The sequence below is a fragment of the Fodinibius sp. genome (genome assembly GCF_034521915.1).
Lineage (GTDB): Bacteria > Bacteroidota > Rhodothermia > Balneolales > Balneolaceae > Fodinibius.
In genome coordinates, this window is record NZ_JAXHLU010000004.1 from 1 (window position 1) to 17,342 (window position 17,342).

Consider the following 17,342-nt stretch of genomic DNA (forward strand, 5'->3'; position numbering starts at 1 on the left):
TTTGTCCCGATACACAAGAAGTGGGGAGATCAGTAGCGCGGGAATTTATTCCCGTGCATTAACTACCCACCCCATCGATTCCAAAATTTCGGGATCGCTACCCGCACCCCTCCGCAATAGGGCCTCAAGGAAAATGTGTAGGTCTTTTTACTTTGTAATGATATAATACTTTATGAAGATATCTATCAGAAATTAATCTGTTGAGATAGTGCTATCATGAAAGCTGTAATGTTGTAAGGATTATGTTTCTTAAGGGTCTTTCTATTACGCGGGAATGAATTCCCGCGCTAATAATGAATTATTAAAATATTGAGCCATGAAAAGCTATTCATCAATGTGGGTTCATTTGATTTGGACAACTAAAGATCGAAATCCACTGTTGCATAAAAACTTTCGGGTGGCGCTTTTCAAGTATGTGAAGGGCAATGCTCAGCAAAAGGGGATGATTGTAGATACGATAAACGGTATAGAAGATCATGTTCATTGCCTTGTAAGGTTAAAGACAAGCCAATCAATTGCACAAATTGTCAAGCAGCTAAAAGGGAGTTCATCTCGTTGGATTAGCAGTAAGAATGTAATTGGAATACCTTTTTCATGGCAAGTAGGATATGGGGCGATATCTGTAAGTCCTTCAGAAATAAATGCAGTTCGCCAATATATTATCCAACAGGAGAAACATCATGCAACATGGAAGTTGGATCAGGAAATAACTCAATTTGAAAGATATAATAACTTTTGAGCCATACCAGCACTAGCGCGGGAATTTATTTCCGTGCATTAACTACCCACCCCGCCTCGTTCCTCAGCACCCCTCCCGGGGAGGGGATTTCTGAGTTGCTATTTTTTGGGTTGAGTAATTAGAATATTAGCAGGAATAAATCCCCTCTATCAAGAGGCATGCAGATCAAAGCTTTAGCGTAGTTCTGGGTGGTCCCGACGGATGTCGGGAGCGGGGTGTGTTTTTTAAAAAAATGCTACTACCCACCCCATCGATCCCGAAATTTCGGGATCGATACCCGCACCCCTCCCGCGGAGGGGATTTATGGTGCATGTGTATTTAAAGATATTACGAAAGTATGGGCAGTTATTATTACTCCCGGCTGCCCATCGCTTCGCCGGCCATATCCCGAGTGGTAGCTAAATACGAGGTGGAATGGTCGATCAGGGACATATAACTATCCATAAGCTTCATAGCTTTGTCCATGCCGCCTTCCTGCTCAGCCATTTGGGCCATCCATTTAGCGTCATCGGGCGACGTCTCCCAATTTAATTCTTCAATTCCCTTTAAGGTCCAAACCATCAGCATGTCCCATTCGCCGGAGTGCAGGCGCATAATTTGCGGACCGGGCATATCCGATTCCATTTCCATACCGGCCTTCATAAAATGATTGTCAATGATCTTTGCAGCCGAATCAACCATGCCGGGCTTAAATTTAACCATCACAACCTGGTGCCAGGTATGCCCCTCCATCTTTTTGGCCTGTGGCATATCTTGAGCAACGGCATCAAACGTAATAGCGAGCGAAAAACATGCGCACAAAATAAAAGCGAATAGTGATCTCATAATGACCTCCCTCTATATTGGATATAAGTGATTTTAAAACAAGTAGTTATAGAATAATAAGGGAGTGAGCTCTAAAATATAGGGGAATCCCTGTGACAGCTATCAGGGAGATCAGTAGACTCTAATGGTTTTAAAATCGGGGTCAACTTCGAAAGCATATACGGATTGATCGGCAGATGATTTCTGGATGGAAACCGATCGTCCGTCTGCTTCAACGCCTTCGGGTTCAAACGGCAGGCCAATGAGATTGATTTTTACCGTATCATATTTTGGAGTAAAGGCACCCTCTCGATCGGCAGAAAGCCTAAGGGTTTTTTCTTGGGGATTCGATTCAAATTGGAATTTGGTTAAACGGTAGTCGCCCTCGTTGTGAGTAAACCCTTCTCCTTGATCCTCATACAGGTGGCTTTCGCTTACTTGCGTTCCGTAGTATACATTCAGTTCCAACAGCTCAGGATCTCGTTCCTGGGTATATTGCATGACTTCGCGCAGGGGTAGTACCGTACCCGCTTTAATAAAGAACGGGATCTCCGAAATGGGGGCATCAACCTGATGGGTTTTTCCTCCCTCGAGGAGTTCGTTGGTGCGATAGTCGTACCAGTGGCCAGAAGGGAGATAGGTTTTTCTGCCGCGTGCACCTTTTTTGATAACGGGCGCTACTAAAATATGATCCCCAAACATAAAGGTATTTTGCGAGTTAACGGACTTGGCATCGACCTGGTTGTGAAAGGTTGTGGGACGTAATATCGGGGTGCCGTGCTCCACGTATTTGTGAAAGGCGGTATAGAGGTAGTGAAGCAGGCGGTAGCGCAGCTCGATGACCGAGCGGTTGATGTGGGTATATTTTTGGCCGAAGGTCCAGGGTTCCTGGTTGTCATCGGACTGGATTTTTTTCTGTTTTGCCTGATCTTCTTTGACGACGTCAGCTCCTTCTGCATCGTAGCCCATGGTGTGGTTGCGGAACAACGGATGGAAGATGCCCAGCTGCAGCCATCGGGTAAAGAGCTCGGCGCTTGGTTGCTCGACGAAGCCGCCGATGTCGGTGCCCACGAAGGAGTAACCGGAGATGCTGAGCCGCACGCACTGCTCGAGGGCGTGGCGCAGGTGTTCCCAGTTGGCGATGTTGTCGCCGGTCCACAGGGCAGCGTACCGCTGTCCGCCCGAAAAGTTGGCGCGGGTGAGCAGGAATGGACGTTTGCCCTGGTTGTGTTTTTTGATGCCTTTGTATGAGGCACGGGCCATCTGCATGCCGTAGATATTGTGGGCTTTTTTGTGGCTGACTCCTTCACCCTCGTAATGGTGGCGAATATTATCGGGAAAGGTTTTGGCTTTGACTTCAAAGACGGCGGGTTCGTTCATGTCGTTCCAAACGCCGCTGACGCCTTTTTCGGTGAGCAGATCTTTGTAAAGATCGCCCCACCACTGACGTACTTCGGGATGGGTGTAGTCGGGGAAAACGGTTTTGGGCGGCCAGACGGGACCGATCATCAGCTCCCCGTCGGGACGCTTGCAGAAGTAGTCGTTCTTTAATCCCTGCTGATATATTTCATAGTCACCATCCACTTTGATGCCTGGATCTATCATGACGATGGTTTCGAAACCGTCTTCTTTAAGATCACTGATTAACTTTTTTGGATCGGGGAAGCGATCGTTGTTCCAGGTAAATACGCGGTAATCGTCCATGTAGTCGATATCGAGGTAGAGGGCGTCACAGGGAATCTCTTTTTCGCGGAAGGTTTTTGCCAACGTGCGTACTCGCTCTTCGGGATAATAGCTCCATCGGCACTGGTGGTAGCCAAGTCCCCAGAGGGGTGGCAGTTCGGGCGTTCCGGTCAGCGTGGTATAGCGCTCGGTGACGGTGGTGGGGTCCGGACCGTAGATAAAGTAGTAGTTCATGCATCCGCCTTCGGCCGAAAAGGTGCAGGTGTTGTTGTCATCGGAATCAAAATCGAAATGAGAACGGAAGGTGTTATCCATGAAGATCCCATAGGCGTTGCCATCCTTGTTGATAGCAGTAAAGAACGGGATGCTTCGGTAGAGTGGGTCACGGTGCTCATCAAGCTCGTAGGCATAGGCATCGGTATTCCAGTTTTGGAATGATTTACCCCGCAGCATGCCGTCGTCGGTGATTTTGTCGCCCAGTCCAAAGTAGTGGGTGCCTTCGGGGGCTTCTTTGGTGATTTTTACTTCGGTAATGCCCTTCATGATGCTGTCTTTGCGGTGGAAGGGTTTGGCATCTTTGCATAGTTCCGTGCCACTGGAATCCAAAAAGCTAACCTTCATGTCTTTTTGGGATATTTTGCAGATCAGTGAATCAGTAGTGATTTCGAGGTATTGATCCGTTTCCCGCGTTGAGAATTCAGCATTGTCGGGATTAAAGTCGGGAGCAATGGCGTAGGAAAAGTCTGTGGGACGATCGCCTTCCAATACGTATCTCAGCTGAATGATTTCTGGTGTATGAACCGTAACCCGAAGCTCGATATCATTTTCGGAGCGCACAAAAACAGTTTGTTCCTGAACTTGATAATCGGCAATGGCATTGGGCTTACGCCGGTAGGTGACATCGGCTTTGCGCTGCTCATCTTCTTCTGATTGTTTCTGCTTAGCTTCTGGATTGGTCTTGGCCATAGTCTGGTGCTAAAATTCGTAAAGGACTCCCGAAAATATAAAAACATGGCTTTAATGCAACGCGGAGATTTGTTTTTAAAGAGGTCTTTGATACCCTACTTTCGTGTCATTCTGAACATAGTTGGGAGGTGGTTGTACCACCGACCATAAAAGCTCGCAAGGCGGGAATGCAACTCCCGCCAAACGGAAATCGATAGTTTTACAAAGAACTCTATAATTATCCAATATAAAGCAGATGCTTATGTCAGAAAACGAGTTTAGCGGTTAGAAGTAGCTTAGGTATCATCCTGAACTTGGCCTGCCCCGACTTTTCGGGGTTTCAGGATCTGGCAGGGATAACAAACGTTGATTAAGATTCTTGCCAGATCAACGCTATAATCCTTACGAGATCCCGGATCGGAGTCCGGGATGACACGGCAGGTATTTCTTGGTTCTTGCCATCTAAGCTAACCGCTTAATACGTTTCAGAAAGAAAATTGTGTTCCCAATATCATAGCCTGATAGTCGGCCTGTGCATCGGAGGAGAAATTCTGGAGTTCTATCATGAGCATCAGGTTGTCGGTAACAGGCATGCGGGCAAAGAGCATAGCCAGTTGGTTTTTGATTGCAGGAGATGCGCCAACCGGCGTGGTTTCGGAATCTTGGTTGCCTTCACCGTAACTGCCGCCAACCAGGATATCTTCAAAATCGTAGGTTCCTTCCAGGTACCACTGGCTTGCGTTTACATCGGCTTGATCCAGTCCGGTGCCTCCTGAGATGTTCAGTCCGATGAGTCCGTCGGCACCAATACTATTGGTACGGGAGTAGGAGCCGAGCAGCGTCAAAGCTCCTGTTTTTAGCTTTGATCCCAGTTCCAATCCTGAAAATGCATAGGAGAAATCTTGACTGATGACATTTACATTTTGATATAGTCCGCTGCTCCAAAGCTGTATATCAGCAGAATTATATTCCCTGCTGTAGTGTATTTGAGCTTCAATGCGGGGTGTTGCCGTTTGTAAATCAGCCGATCGGTTTCCGCTTCCGTTTGGTTTTTCCGGATTTATTAATCCTGCTTTAATCGTAAAGCCGTTAATTTCGGGAGTGGTATAGGTTACCCGTGGATTGAAATTGGCGTAGGTATAGCCGGTTCCGATGCGTCCAAGAGTAGCATCAGCGGCATCGGGTCCTCCAAATCGGCCTACCCCTAAACCGCTTCCATTGTCACCAATGGAAGTACTGTTAAAAATACCGAATCCCTTACCGGCATGAATGATCCCAAAATCTCCCGAGATCTTTATCTGAGCAATGCGGCTTTCGAAGAGCCCGTCGTTTTGAATGCCCGGACCTTGAAGGTGTGTATTGATTTGTACAATCCCAGAAACGGTGACCCCTTTCTGAGTAGGTGCCGTAATGCTGAATGTGAGATTCGCAGGATTAAATCCCGACATGATCCTGGTAGAAAATTGATTGGTGTTATCGGTATTATAATTTTGATGATTTGAGCCTACCATAAATACCGGAAAAGCACCGGTAAGCTGGGCTTGCCAGCCATTACTGTCGAAAGATACCTCTTGTGCAAAACCTTGAGAGGGTGATAGGATAATTAGTAACGAAAATATAGCTACAATCAGGGCATGGATGGTTGATTTTTGCATGATAAAAACCTTGGAAGTGAAATTTATTTTTAAAGAAGGGTCTATTGAAGCAGCAGGTATAATCCTGCAGCAATTATGGAACCCATGATAGGACCTAAAACAGGTATCCAGGAGTATGCCCAATCGCTGCTTCCTTTATTTGAAAAAGGTAATAAAGCATGGGCAATGCGTGGTCCAAGATCTCGTGCAGGATTAATAGCATAACCTGTTGGTCCACCCAATGAAAGGCCTATACCGAGAACCAATAATCCGACGGGGAGGGCAGAAAGGGCCCCCAGTCCAAAGCCCACTTCTTGGCCGTCGATAACTATTGAGGAAAGTAGTTGCCCATCACCATTCGTAAATCCGGGAGCATCCAGATAAAGCACACCAAACACAAGAATAAAGGTGCCAATTACTTCGGTAAGAAAATTGGAAGAGTAATTTCTTATTTCAGGTGCAGTAGAAAATATCGCGAGTTTTGTTGGGCCATCTTCGGTAGCTTCGAAATGATCTTTATAAGAAAGCCACACTATAATACCACCTATTAAGCCCCCAAGCGTTTGGGAAATTATGTAGGGAAACACCAAAGACCAATCAAATAGCCCTGCTGTTGCCAAACCCACCGTTACGGCAGGGTTGATATGTGCACCACTAAATTGGCCCATGGTAAATACGGCTATAAAAACTCCCATAGCCCATCCCCAGGTAATAACAATCCATCCGCTGCTGTTACCTTTGGTTTTTTTGAGAACGACATTTGCAACAACACCGCCACCAAAAATGATAAGGATGGCGGTTCCTATTATTTCTGCGATATATGGAGACATAACGATGTGATTTAATAAGTGACAATTTTAAGAATAAGGTGCTACATTATTTTGAGTTTGATAATCGATATTTGTTAACCTGAAAAGATGTATCGATCGGCTATTGTTTTGTATTCTTCCACTTGTTTTTCCTGCCATTGCTTATCATGACCTGCTTCTTTGGCCATAAGGCGTGCTACTTCGGGGGCCATCTCGATACTTGCTTTGGCATCGAGGAGCAGGGCCCGGGTCCGGCGTGACAACACATCTTCGACGGTAATAGCCATTTCGTTGCGAACGGCCCAAATAACTTCAGCTTTGAGGTAGGGTAAGCGTTCGTGCAGTGGTTCGCCCATTTTAGGATTATTTTCAATGATTTTATCGATGGCTACTTTGTCAGATCCGTAATTGTGAAGATGATCTTCACGATCAACATTTTTGAGCCAGCCGTGAATACGCAGTTCTTCGGTAATACAATCTTGTTCCTTAAGCCCTGCAACTGTAGCTGCTTTGTCAATGGTATCCTCAGCCATTTTACGGTACGTAGTCCATTTTCCTCCGGCAATAGTCACCAGACCCGATAGGGAGACCAGGAGCGTATGGTCGCGCGAAATGTCGGCGGTATCTTTAGAGCCGCTGGTATTTACGAGGGGGCGAAGTCCTGCAAAAACGCTTTTAATATCAGCACGAGTAGGATTGCCGGTAAGGTATTTGGTGGCATGATCCAGTATAAAATCTACTTCTTCTTCCATCGCCATGGGTTCAAGCTCGGGAGATTCGACCGGGGTGTCGGTGGTGCCAACGAGAATCTTGTCGTGCCATGGTACGGCAAATAATACGCGGCCGTCTTCGGTGTGGGGAACCATGATGGCGCTATCGCCTGGCAGAAAATCTTTGTCGAGCATGATATGTACACCTTGACTTGGCACAATAATATCCTGGGCATCTGAGTCGTCCATCTCCAAAATGTCGTCGGTGAAAACACCCGTAGCATTTACCACGGCGCGGGCATTGACCTCAAAATCTTCGCCGGTTAACTGGTCTTGTGCCTTAACGCCGCTCACTGCATCATTTGTTTTGAGAAGGCCCGTAACTTTGGCATAGTTAATAGTATAGCCCCCATGATCTAACGCAGTTTGAGCCAAATTTATGGCCAGCCGCGAATCATCAAATTGCCCGTCATAATAAATGACCCCGCCTTTGAGTCCCTCTGATTCAATCGTAGGAAGTAATTCAAGGGTTTTCTCTCGCGATAATTTTTTTGATTTGCCAATTCCAAGCCTTCCGGCCAGCATATCATACACTTTCATGCCGATGCCGTAAAAAGGTCCTTCCCACCAATCGTAGTTGGGTACAATAAACGACTGGTTTTTTACCAGGTGAGGAGCATTTTGGATCAATAGTCCTCGTTCTCTCAGGGCCTCCAAAACCAGTGCCACATTGCCTTGCTGTAAATACCGAACGCCACCGTGCACCAATTTAGTAGATCGACTTGATGTTCCCTTGGCAAAATCATGTTGCTCCAGCAGAAGAGTTTTATATCCTCTGGAGGAAGCATCAACAGCAGCACCAAGTCCGGTTGCACCCCCGCCGATTATGACAATATCCCAAAAGTCAGTTTCCTTTTTGACTTTATCTAACATGGTAGTTCTATCAATATTCATAACAAAAATGGTTTAAGTGGAATTAAAATTTTAAAATGGGATTATGCTTTTGACCAGGCATTGGCCGCTTTGAGCGCTCTGTTCCAACCGGCAATTAATTTGTCAGCCTTTTGAGGGTCCATTTCGGTCTCAAAGCGGTTATCCTCTTTCCATTGTTCACTAATTTCTTCCTGACTTTCCCAATATCCTACCGCGAGACCGGCCAGGTATGCAGCACCAAGGGCTGTGGTTTCGAGGACTTTGGGGCGTATTACGGGTGCGTCAAGAATATCAGATTGGAATTGCATAAGAAGATCATTTTCGGTAGCTCCGCCATCTACGCGCAATTCACGAATTTCAATACCCGAGTCAGCTTCCATTGCTTTGAGAACATCTCGGGTTTGATAGGCAATGGCTTCCAGCGAAGCGCGGGCAAAGTGACCTGAATTGGTGCCGCGCGTCATACCCACAATTGTTCCTCTTGCGTGCTGGTTCCAGTGTGGGGCCCCAAGGCCTGCAAAGGCCGGCACGATATATACCCCGTCGTTATCAGGAACAGTTTTTGCCAGTGCTTCAACAATAGATGACTGACGAATTAACCCAAGTTCATCCCGCAGCCATTGAACAATAGCACCACCGATGAAAATACTGCCTTCCAATGCGTATTGAACCTTCCCGTCAACTTCCCAGGCAATGGTGGTAAGTAGATTATTTTCGGATTTTATAAACTTGTCGCCGGTGTTCATGATCATAAAACAGCCGGTACCATAGGTGTTTTTAACCATTCCTGACTTTACGCAGCGCTGACCAAATAGTGCCGCTTGTTGATCTCCTGCTATTCCGGCAATGGGAATTTTACTTGAGAAGATGGTGGTACGCGTATGACCGTAGACTTCACTCGATTGTTTAACTTCAGGTAATAATGACTTAGGGATATCCAATAAATCAATAATTTCATCATCCCATTTTCCCTCTCTAATGTTGTAAAGCATGGTCCGAGAGGCGTTGGTTGCATCCGTAACATGAAGGTCACCGCCGGTGAATTTCCATGCCAGCCAGGAGTCCATGGTGCCGAAAGCCAGTTCTCCTTTTTGGGCTCGTTCTCTTACGCCTTCCACATTTTCGAGAATCCAGCGAATTTTGGTAGCCGAAAAATAAGAATCGATCATCAGGCCTGTTTTATCCTGGATCATATCGGTATGTCCCTGTTCTTTAAGCTCATCACAGTAATCTGATGTTCGTCGATCCTGCCAAACAATAGCATTGTAAACCGGCTTGCCGGTTTTGCGGTCCCAAATGAGCGTTGTTTCGCGCTGATTGGTAATGCCGATTCCTGCGATATTATTACCGTTTATTCCTGCCTTGGCGATTACCTCGGCCACAGTACTGGCTTGGGTAGACCAGATCTCGTTACCGTCGTGCTCTACCCATCCGGCATTGGGATAAATTTGTTGAAATTCGGCTTGAGCTGATGACACAATAGAACCTTTATGATCAAAGATGATTGATCGGGAGCTGGTAGTGCCCTGGTCGAGTGCTAATATATACTGGTCATACATGAGAAACGGGTTTAAGGATTATAGATGGCGATCATTTGTATTAATGTATGGTTGTCTATACAACTTGTAATCAATTTGTGAAACCGGTTACAATAAGTCAAGAAAAATCTTTCAAAGAGAAAAAAATCTTTTCTCTTACTAATATGCTGCAAGAGAGCGCCTTAGCGATGAGGTTATATTACGATATCGTCTGGTCGGAGATATCTATGGGTAAACCGGTTTCAGTATGGGTGCGATCGTACGAGATAGTTTTGGTCGTAAAACTGATTCGATCGCTTCTATAGACATCTTCGGAATACTGGAAATATTCACCCGACTTGGTTTGGATGAGTCGCTTTAGTAGCAACAATGGCGTACCTATAGGAATATTTAGCATTTGATGCTCAGGCTCACCGGCGTTAATTGCCTCGATATGCTGAACAGCTTCTCCCAGACGTATTTCGGTATGGTCGTATAATAATTTAAAAATTGAATTATTCGCCAGGTCTTTTTCATAGATAGGTTTGAATAGACGGTAATTGAAATAAGAGCGTTCAATAATTAATGGCAGATTATCGCCATAACGAACCCGGATGATATGTACTACTTTATCGTCTTCGGACAAATGCATCCGCTCTTTTAACTCCTCCGGAGGGGTAATAATCTCTTTATGAAGAAGCTTAGCGTCCGGTTTGATGTTATTTCGTTTCATCAGCTCACTGAAACCGATGAGCTGATCGGATGTTTGTTCAATTTTTTTATAGGTAACAAATGTCCCTTTACCTTGTTCCCGTACTAAGTAGCCTTGATTGATTAACATTTTAACAGCCTCTCGTACGGTTCCTCGGCTCACGTCAAACTGGTCAACCAGTTCGGTATCGCTGGGGAATCGATCATTTTCTTCATATTCTCCGGATTGAATCTTCTCCAGCAGCTTCTCATAAATCTGGTAATATTTGGGGCTATTTGGAGAAAATGAGATCATTAAAAATTATTTGTGGTTAAACGGTTCTGTAATGCTTATTCAAATATATCATCCCTATAAAATATAAAATACTTACATTAGTCACCGAAGGCTAATATCAGTAGTATAGTATCAGCAATAAATATTATTGTAAACTAAAACTATTCTGCGGTACTCAAAAGCATATCGGAATAGGAGTGGGAGATGAGTTGATTATCCTTAATGTCGAATAGCTCAAGATATTTTTGGCACTGCTTACGAAGCTTTTCTTCTCCGATGGTGCCATCTTCGTCAATTGCTTCAATCTCCACAAAATTACCAAGCTCTTTTACCTTATCGATATGAAATTTTATGTTATCGATGAAATAGATCTCACGCACTTTATCAACCACTACTTTAATGCCCAAGGCATTACCCAGAAGTGTATGTAATTTTTCGGGATGTTCTGCGGGTACCAGGTTGATATTTGAGGCTTTGGGTCCGGATTGGTTATCACGCCGGTAGAAAATGAGGTTGTTTTCGATTGTGCCTTGGCGCAGTTTCAGCCTTCCTTCAGGTACGTCAAAATAGGTATCTGTTTGATGGTCGGTACCTTCGAAATCGGCATTGTGCTCGTGAAGTATTGTACGGATGCGATCGGGCTGATCGCAGCGAGCTTTTATTTCGATATTGAGGATGTCCATTGGAATTTTTTTTATCTTTTTTATTGCTTAGGAGTACAACTCCTTCGCAACTATAAAATCCCTCTTGGAGAAGAGGGATTTAGGGAGATTGAACTTAAAGTTATCTGGGAGTTGAACAAGAGTTTAGAGGGAGTTGTACTCCCGAAAAGTTGATTAACATCACGAAATAGACCGTACATCATCATCTTCAACATTTTCCCACTCCAAATATTTGTTTCTTACTTCTTTCATTTTCTCTTCCAGATTATCGAGCGTCCAATCAGTAGTATCAATAGCTTCATGGATGTGTGCCGTAACTTGACCCGACTTGGTGATCATGGTTCCGCCCTTACTGAGATCACGGTTCCCTTCAAAATAGATGGGCACAATAGGATAGTCCAGATCCATGGCCATGCGAAAGGGGCCTTTTTTAAAGGGACCGATAATGCCGGGATGTTTGCGTGATCCTTCGGGGGCCATCATCACCGAAAGCTGATCGCGTTTAATGCGGCGGTGTGTTTTCTTCAGCGTTTGAATGGCTTTATCGGTTTTTTTGCGTTTGATGAAAATTTGTCCGGTAAGTCGGCCCAAAATCAAAAAAATGGGATTGTACTGGAACTCCCACTTGGCTACGAAACGAATTTTGGGCAATCCCAGAGCCAGCAGGGTAAGGACATCCAGCGTAGAGCTGTGGTTAATGATAAAAACGGCCGGGCTGGTTAGTTGATCGGCATGCATTTTGACATCAAAAGAGATGCCACTGACCCACATTACGGGACGCACCATTATGGGAGCAATTCGTTCTACAACAAAATTGGAGGCCTTGCCAAAAGATATCAGTAGCAGAAATAAAATAATAGGAGTAAAGAGCAAAAAGATCAGAAAAAATATAGCAATGGCAAGGATGCTGCGCAGATATTCTGGAAAGCCGAAGTCCGGGTAGCTCATAATGCCCTTAATCTATTCACCAGTTATGTTGAGGGCTAATATAGCAAATTGATGGTTTATTGCGAGAATAGTCATTTGACTTGATGGCCGCTTTTATACAGATTGCGGTGACCTTTTGAATACCAACCAAATAGAGGATGACAGATACCAACAGTTCAATACTTTCTAAATTGTCCCAAGGAAACCGTATTAACATTGTCATTGGTCTTATTATAATTGTGTTGGGGGTTGTTTTTGCGGGTGAGCTTCCCCAGTATGGTGACCATTACGGATTTTGGTCGGTGCTCCCGCCTCTTATTGCTATTGTACTGGCGTTTTGGACCCAAGAGGTGGTGAGTTCCCTGTTTGTAGGTATCGTATTAGGGGGTTTTATTTCGGGCAATATAAATGTTGTGGATGCTTACCTTATTCCTTCGATTGGAACCGAGGATTTTGCGCTTATTTTGCTGGTATATCTTTGGTCGCTCGGTGGTTTGATTGGTATCTGGACGCGCACCGGCGGAGCCGAACGTTTTGCCGAGTGGGCCGGTAGTAAAATTGTACGTGGACCAAAATCCGCTAAGTTTTTTACCTGGATGATGGGATTGGTTTTTCACCAGGGAGGAACAATCAGTACCGTTCTGACAGGAGCTACAGTGCGCCCGATTTCAGATGAACAAGGTGTTTCGCACGAAGAAAGTTCTTATATGGTAGATTCAACCGCATCGCCGGCCGCTACCGTAATTCCCTTTAATGTTTGGCCGCTCTATATTGCCGGATTATTGGTTGGTACGATCCCGCTGTTTGAAACGAATCAAGATGTTGTCAGCTTTTTTATTCAGGCAATACCATTCAACTTTTACGGGATCTTTGCTCTTTTGATGACACTCCTCTTTGCCTGGGAGCTGCTGCCCTGGATTCCAAGTAAGAAAATGCGCGAAGCCATCAAGCGATCTCGGGAAACCGGAAAGTTGGATCGGGATGGGTCGGAGCCGATGTCATCGAAAGAGTTAACAGAGATGGATATTCCGGAAGATTATAATTCAGGATTGATAGATTTCTTAGGTCCCATTGGGACGCTGCTTGGAGTAGCGATTATTCCCTATATTATCACGTTTTATGTGATGGGCAATACCGAAGATCCGCTACTGATGATTGCCGAGGCTTTTGTGTTAGCCGTACTTGCGGGTATGTTCATAGCGTTGGCAAAAGGGATGGAGCTTAAAACGGTGATGGATGGTTTTGTGGATGGCTGTAAAGGAGTGACAATTGGTGCTATTGTATTAGCTTTAGCAGTAACGCTGAAAGAGGTCGCCGAATCGGTGGGTACAGCAGAATATGTTGTTGCGATGGTGGGCGATTCTATTATGCCGATGTTTTTACCTGCTATCTTAATGGGATTATGTATGTTAATTGCTTTTGCAGCGGGAACCTCATTTGGGACGTATGCCGTGGTATTTCCGGTGGCGATGCCGTTGGCCTGGGCTATATTGCCTGATCCATTCTTTATTACGCTCTGCTTTGGAGCGGTTGTAGGCGGCAGTGTTTTTGGAGATCAGTGTTCACCTATCTCGGATACAACGATCCTATCTTCGCTGGCTACCGGTAGTGATTTAATGGATCACGTAAAAACCCAGATTCCCCTGGCACTTGTAGCTGCTGGAATTGGTGCTGTATTATACACGCTAATTGCTGCGGTATTTGTATAGTTCTCTGATAACATAGTCGAATATATGAACACTAAGGATTTTAGGAATCCTCAGGGTTTATAAATAAAATAGCTGGGAATATTACTCCTCTAAATCCGATGTACAATGTGGGCAACGTGTTGCCTTTACGGAAATATCAGAAAAACAGTAATCGCATTTTTTTACTGATGGTGAAACTGGCTCAGGAGTTTCTTCCGGCCGTTTTAGCTTGTTGATGTAGCGTATTAAAATAAATACGGCAAATGCTACGATCAAAAAACTAATAGCAGTATTTATAAACTGACCGTAATTTATGGTAACGGCTCCAACTTCCTGGGCAGCGGATATGGTAGCATATGGAGGAGGAATACTTCCCTCCTTGAGTACAATAAAAAATTCCGAAAAGTCTACCCCTCCCATCAGCAGTCCCAATGGAGGCATTAATAGATCCTTCACAAGTGATTGAACAACACTGGTAAAGGCTGCACCGATGATAATTCCCACTGCCATATCCACTACATTCCCTTTAATGGCAAACTCTTTAAACTCTTTGAGCATAGTCCCTCCTAATATTTGGATAATAGTTAACTACTGATAAAAATGACTTTACAAAAATGTAAGATAAAAACCTATAGAGAGGGCTTGATTATTCAATTTTAGATAAAAATGACGGGTGGTTAAGACTGAGGAATAATAGCGGAAATATCCTCGAAGTTGAGATAGAGCTCTTCCATCTCCTTGCCATCATCATCCTTAACTTCAACTTTATCCAGGACATCGTTTAACTCAATACTGCCAGCTGTAATATCTACCATAACTCCGCTCTCAAAGATGATTTTATATTCAGTCATTATATAAGTGCTTTTTGTTTAGAAATTACCAAGATATTTGCAGCGTGTTATATTATTCCATACATGAATACTGCATTACATGTATCTGAATTCCAAAACTCCGAAAAATATTTCAGTTATTCTTCTTCGTCAGCAGGCTCTTCGTTCTCTTTTAATTTAGTATCATCTTTTGATTTTTCCTGGTTTTCTTCGTCAGCTGTTTCCTCTTCTGCTGATCCATTCAGCCATTCCATTACTTTTTTACCGGAAATCTCTTCGTGTTCGATGAGCTCTTCAGCAAGTTTATCAAGGATATCTCTGTGTTCGGTGATAGCGGTAACGGCACGGTTATAGGCCTCTTTGAGGATTCTCAGGACTTCCTCATCTACTTCACGGGCCGTGCTTTCACTGTATTCCTTAGAACTTCCCATCTGTTCGCCCAAGAATACCTGTTCACGCTGACTGCCAAAAGCGATGTTGTTAAATTTATCGCTCATACCCCAGTCGAGCACCATCTTTCGGGCCAGCTTGCGAATCTGCTTGAGATCGTTTTCGGCACCGCTGGTGGCCGTATCAAAAATGAGATTTTCTGCAGCACGTCCACCCATCATTACGGCCATACGGTCGAGCATGTATTTCTTTTCGTATAAATACTTTTCTTTATCCGGCATCTGCATAGTTACGCCCATTGCTTGGCCACGTGGTATTACGGTTACCTTGTGGATGGGATCAGTGTTAGGTAACACTGCCGCAACAATTGCATGTCCGGCTTCGTGGTAGGCTAAAAGTTTTTTCTCGTGATCAGTAAGCCTGATGCCTTCCCGTTTAAGGCCCATCATTACCTTGTCGCGGGCCTGGTCGATATCTTGCTGTTCAATTGCCTTTCGTTTGTATCGCGCAGCAATAAGAGCAGCTTCATTGAGCAAGTTTTCGAGATCGGCACCGCTAAAGCCGGGGGTTGATCGGGCAATTTCTTCAAGATTCACATCCTCTGAAACTTTTTTGTTTTGAGAGTGGATTTTTAGAATTTGCTCGCGGTGTTCCTGCGTAGGCAGATGTACGGTGATCTGACGATCAAAACGGCCGGGACGCAACAAGGCCTTATCCAAAATATCGGGACGGTTGGTCGCTGCCATTACGACGACCCCTTCATTTTTTTCGAATCCGTCGAGTTCGGAGAGTAGCTGGTTGAGCGTCTGTTCTCGCTCGTCATGACCGCCACCAAGACCTGCACCGCGCTTACGTCCGATAGAGTCAATTTCATCAATGAAAATGATTGCAGGTTCTTTTTCTTTGGCTTTTTCAAACATATCGCGAACGCGCTTGGCGCCAACGCCAACAAACATTTCCATAAAATCAGAGCCGGTAATTGTAAAAAATGGTACGCCTGCTTCGCCTGCTACTGCACGGGCAAGTAACGTTTTACCGGTACCGGGAGGACCTACCATCAACAGACCGCGGGGAAGTTCTCCACCCAGCGAATCAAATTTACCGGGATTTTTCAGGAAACTGACAACTTCCTGGAGTTCTGTTTTAGCTCCTTCAAGACCGGCCACATCATCAAATGTGGTGTTTACTGTTTCGGCATCCTGCAGCTTGGCCTTGCTTTCTCCGATCTTGAACATGTTTTGTCCCTGCATGCGCATTTGTCGGAAGAACTGGAAGCCGATCATAACGAGGAAAATAAGAGGGAGACCCCAGAGTAAGACGGTCCACCAGTTAAAGTCACTTTTGGGACGCGTTTCTACTTGCACGTCGTGCTCCTCGAGCATGCTCATCAGTTTATCATCCCCAAAAGAAGGTAGATAGGTGTTAAAACTTTTATAATGAGTAGTATCGTTTTCGGCCGCATTTAAACGCGTTGCCTCTTTGAGATCACCGGTAACTTGTTCACCTTGAATAAGAACCTTCTCGACATTGCCGGAGGTGATTTGATTACGAAACTCGCTGTAATCAATAGTGGGAGGACCGCCAAAAAGTCCACCGCTTTGCGAGCTGAATAACCAAAAGCCAAAAAGCGCTGCTAAGACAATCCAGTAAAAGGTGTACTGATGTTTGCCTCCGGGCCCCTGAAGTCCTTTATTCTTTTTTTGATTGTTTTTATTTGAGTTTTGCTTCTTTTTATTCTCGGGCATAGAAAATAATTAAATGAAATCAACTAAAATTGGGATAAATATGTATCACATTCAACGAAAGTTAACGGTATTTAAATTCCAAGATTATCCAACCGTTTTACTTTTTTACTCTGAATTATACAAAAAAAGCCTCTGAGGCTATCAACCAGCAGAGGCTTAGAGAGAGTTTCTTTACATATTGTGAGTCGGGAGGGGATCGAACCCACGACCCACGCCTTAAAAGGGCGTTGCTCTACCAACTGAGCTACCGACTCTCGGGTCAAAAACAGATTCCAAATATACGGATTTCGACCGACTAATTTCAAGGAAAAATCAGCTAAAATTTTATTTCTTTTAAATTC

The 17,342-nt window shown here is 44.6% G+C and carries 14 protein-coding genes and 1 tRNA gene; 2 read left to right on the forward strand and 13 right to left on the reverse strand.

Annotation, left to right across the window (positions count from 1 at the left end; all coding sequences use genetic code 11):
* Positions 1–316: 316 nt before the first annotated feature.
* Positions 317–739 carry an IS200/IS605 family transposase gene (gene tnpA / locus U5J89_RS02625; protein WP_322574050.1) on the forward strand — a complete coding sequence of 141 codons (423 nt, stop codon included), beginning with the start codon at positions 317–319 and terminating at the stop codon, positions 737–739.
* 351 nt (positions 740–1,090) lie between these two features.
* On the opposite strand, the gene U5J89_RS02630 is transcribed toward tnpA, so the two are convergent.
* The 9 genes from U5J89_RS02630 to U5J89_RS02670 form a co-directional block, all read right to left on the reverse strand.
* Positions 1,091–1,564 (reverse strand): hypothetical protein, encoded by a 474-nt coding sequence (locus tag U5J89_RS02630; protein ID WP_322574051.1) that lies wholly within the window; start codon positions 1,562–1,564, stop codon positions 1,091–1,093.
* Between the two features lie 111 nt (positions 1,565–1,675).
* Positions 1,676–4,192, reverse strand: a complete 2,517-nt coding sequence (locus tag U5J89_RS02635; protein ID WP_322574052.1) for a glycoside hydrolase family 31 protein — start codon at positions 4,190–4,192, stop codon at positions 1,676–1,678.
* A 464-nt stretch (positions 4,193–4,656) separates the two neighbouring features.
* Positions 4,657–5,826: a porin gene (locus U5J89_RS02640; protein WP_322574053.1), complete on the reverse strand. Its 1,170-nt coding sequence runs from the start codon at positions 5,824–5,826 to the stop codon at positions 4,657–4,659.
* A gap of 41 nt (positions 5,827–5,867) precedes the next feature.
* Positions 5,868–6,635 (reverse strand): MIP/aquaporin family protein, encoded by a 768-nt coding sequence (locus U5J89_RS02645; protein WP_322574054.1) that lies wholly within the window; start codon positions 6,633–6,635, stop codon positions 5,868–5,870.
* Positions 6,636–6,709: 74 nt separating this feature from the next.
* Complete coding sequence (locus U5J89_RS02650; RefSeq protein WP_322574055.1) at positions 6,710–8,278, reverse strand: glycerol-3-phosphate dehydrogenase/oxidase; 1,569 nt, start codon at positions 8,276–8,278, stop codon at positions 6,710–6,712.
* Positions 8,279–8,319: 41 nt separating this feature from the next.
* On the reverse strand, positions 8,320–9,816 hold the full coding sequence (gene glpK / locus U5J89_RS02655; protein ID WP_322574056.1) for a glycerol kinase GlpK: 1,497 nt from the start codon (positions 9,814–9,816) through the stop codon (positions 8,320–8,322).
* 178 nt (positions 9,817–9,994) lie between these two features.
* Positions 9,995–10,780, reverse strand: coding sequence for a GntR family transcriptional regulator (locus tag U5J89_RS02660; RefSeq protein WP_322574057.1), 786 nt, complete (start codon positions 10,778–10,780; stop codon positions 9,995–9,997).
* A gap of 140 nt (positions 10,781–10,920) precedes the next feature.
* On the reverse strand, positions 10,921–11,442 hold the full coding sequence (locus U5J89_RS02665; protein ID WP_322574058.1) for a class IV adenylate cyclase: 522 nt from the start codon (positions 11,440–11,442) through the stop codon (positions 10,921–10,923).
* A 159-nt stretch (positions 11,443–11,601) separates the two neighbouring features.
* On the reverse strand, positions 11,602–12,369 hold the full coding sequence (locus U5J89_RS02670) for a lysophospholipid acyltransferase family protein (RefSeq protein WP_322574059.1): 768 nt from the start codon (positions 12,367–12,369) through the stop codon (positions 11,602–11,604).
* A 137-nt stretch (positions 12,370–12,506) separates the two neighbouring features.
* Between U5J89_RS02670 and U5J89_RS02675 the strand changes: the two genes are divergently transcribed.
* The gene (locus U5J89_RS02675; protein WP_322574060.1) at positions 12,507–14,057 is read left to right on the forward strand and encodes a Na+/H+ antiporter NhaC family protein; all 1,551 of its coding nucleotides are present in this window, start codon (positions 12,507–12,509) and stop codon (positions 14,055–14,057) included.
* Positions 14,058–14,138: 81 nt separating this feature from the next.
* On the opposite strand, the gene mscL is transcribed toward U5J89_RS02675, so the two are convergent.
* The 4 genes from mscL to U5J89_RS02695 form a co-directional block, all read right to left on the reverse strand.
* Positions 14,139–14,594, reverse strand: a complete 456-nt coding sequence (gene mscL / locus U5J89_RS02680) for a large-conductance mechanosensitive channel protein MscL (RefSeq protein ID WP_322574061.1) — start codon at positions 14,592–14,594, stop codon at positions 14,139–14,141.
* Between the two features lie 119 nt (positions 14,595–14,713).
* Positions 14,714–14,887 (reverse strand): hypothetical protein, encoded by a 174-nt coding sequence (locus U5J89_RS02685; RefSeq protein WP_322574062.1) that lies wholly within the window; start codon positions 14,885–14,887, stop codon positions 14,714–14,716.
* Between the two features lie 116 nt (positions 14,888–15,003).
* Positions 15,004–17,001, reverse strand: coding sequence for an ATP-dependent zinc metalloprotease FtsH (gene ftsH, locus U5J89_RS02690; RefSeq protein ID WP_322574063.1), 1,998 nt, complete (start codon positions 16,999–17,001; stop codon positions 15,004–15,006).
* A 181-nt stretch (positions 17,002–17,182) separates the two neighbouring features.
* Positions 17,183–17,255: transfer RNA gene (locus U5J89_RS02695), tRNA-Lys, on the reverse strand.
* Positions 17,256–17,342 lie beyond the last annotated feature (87 nt).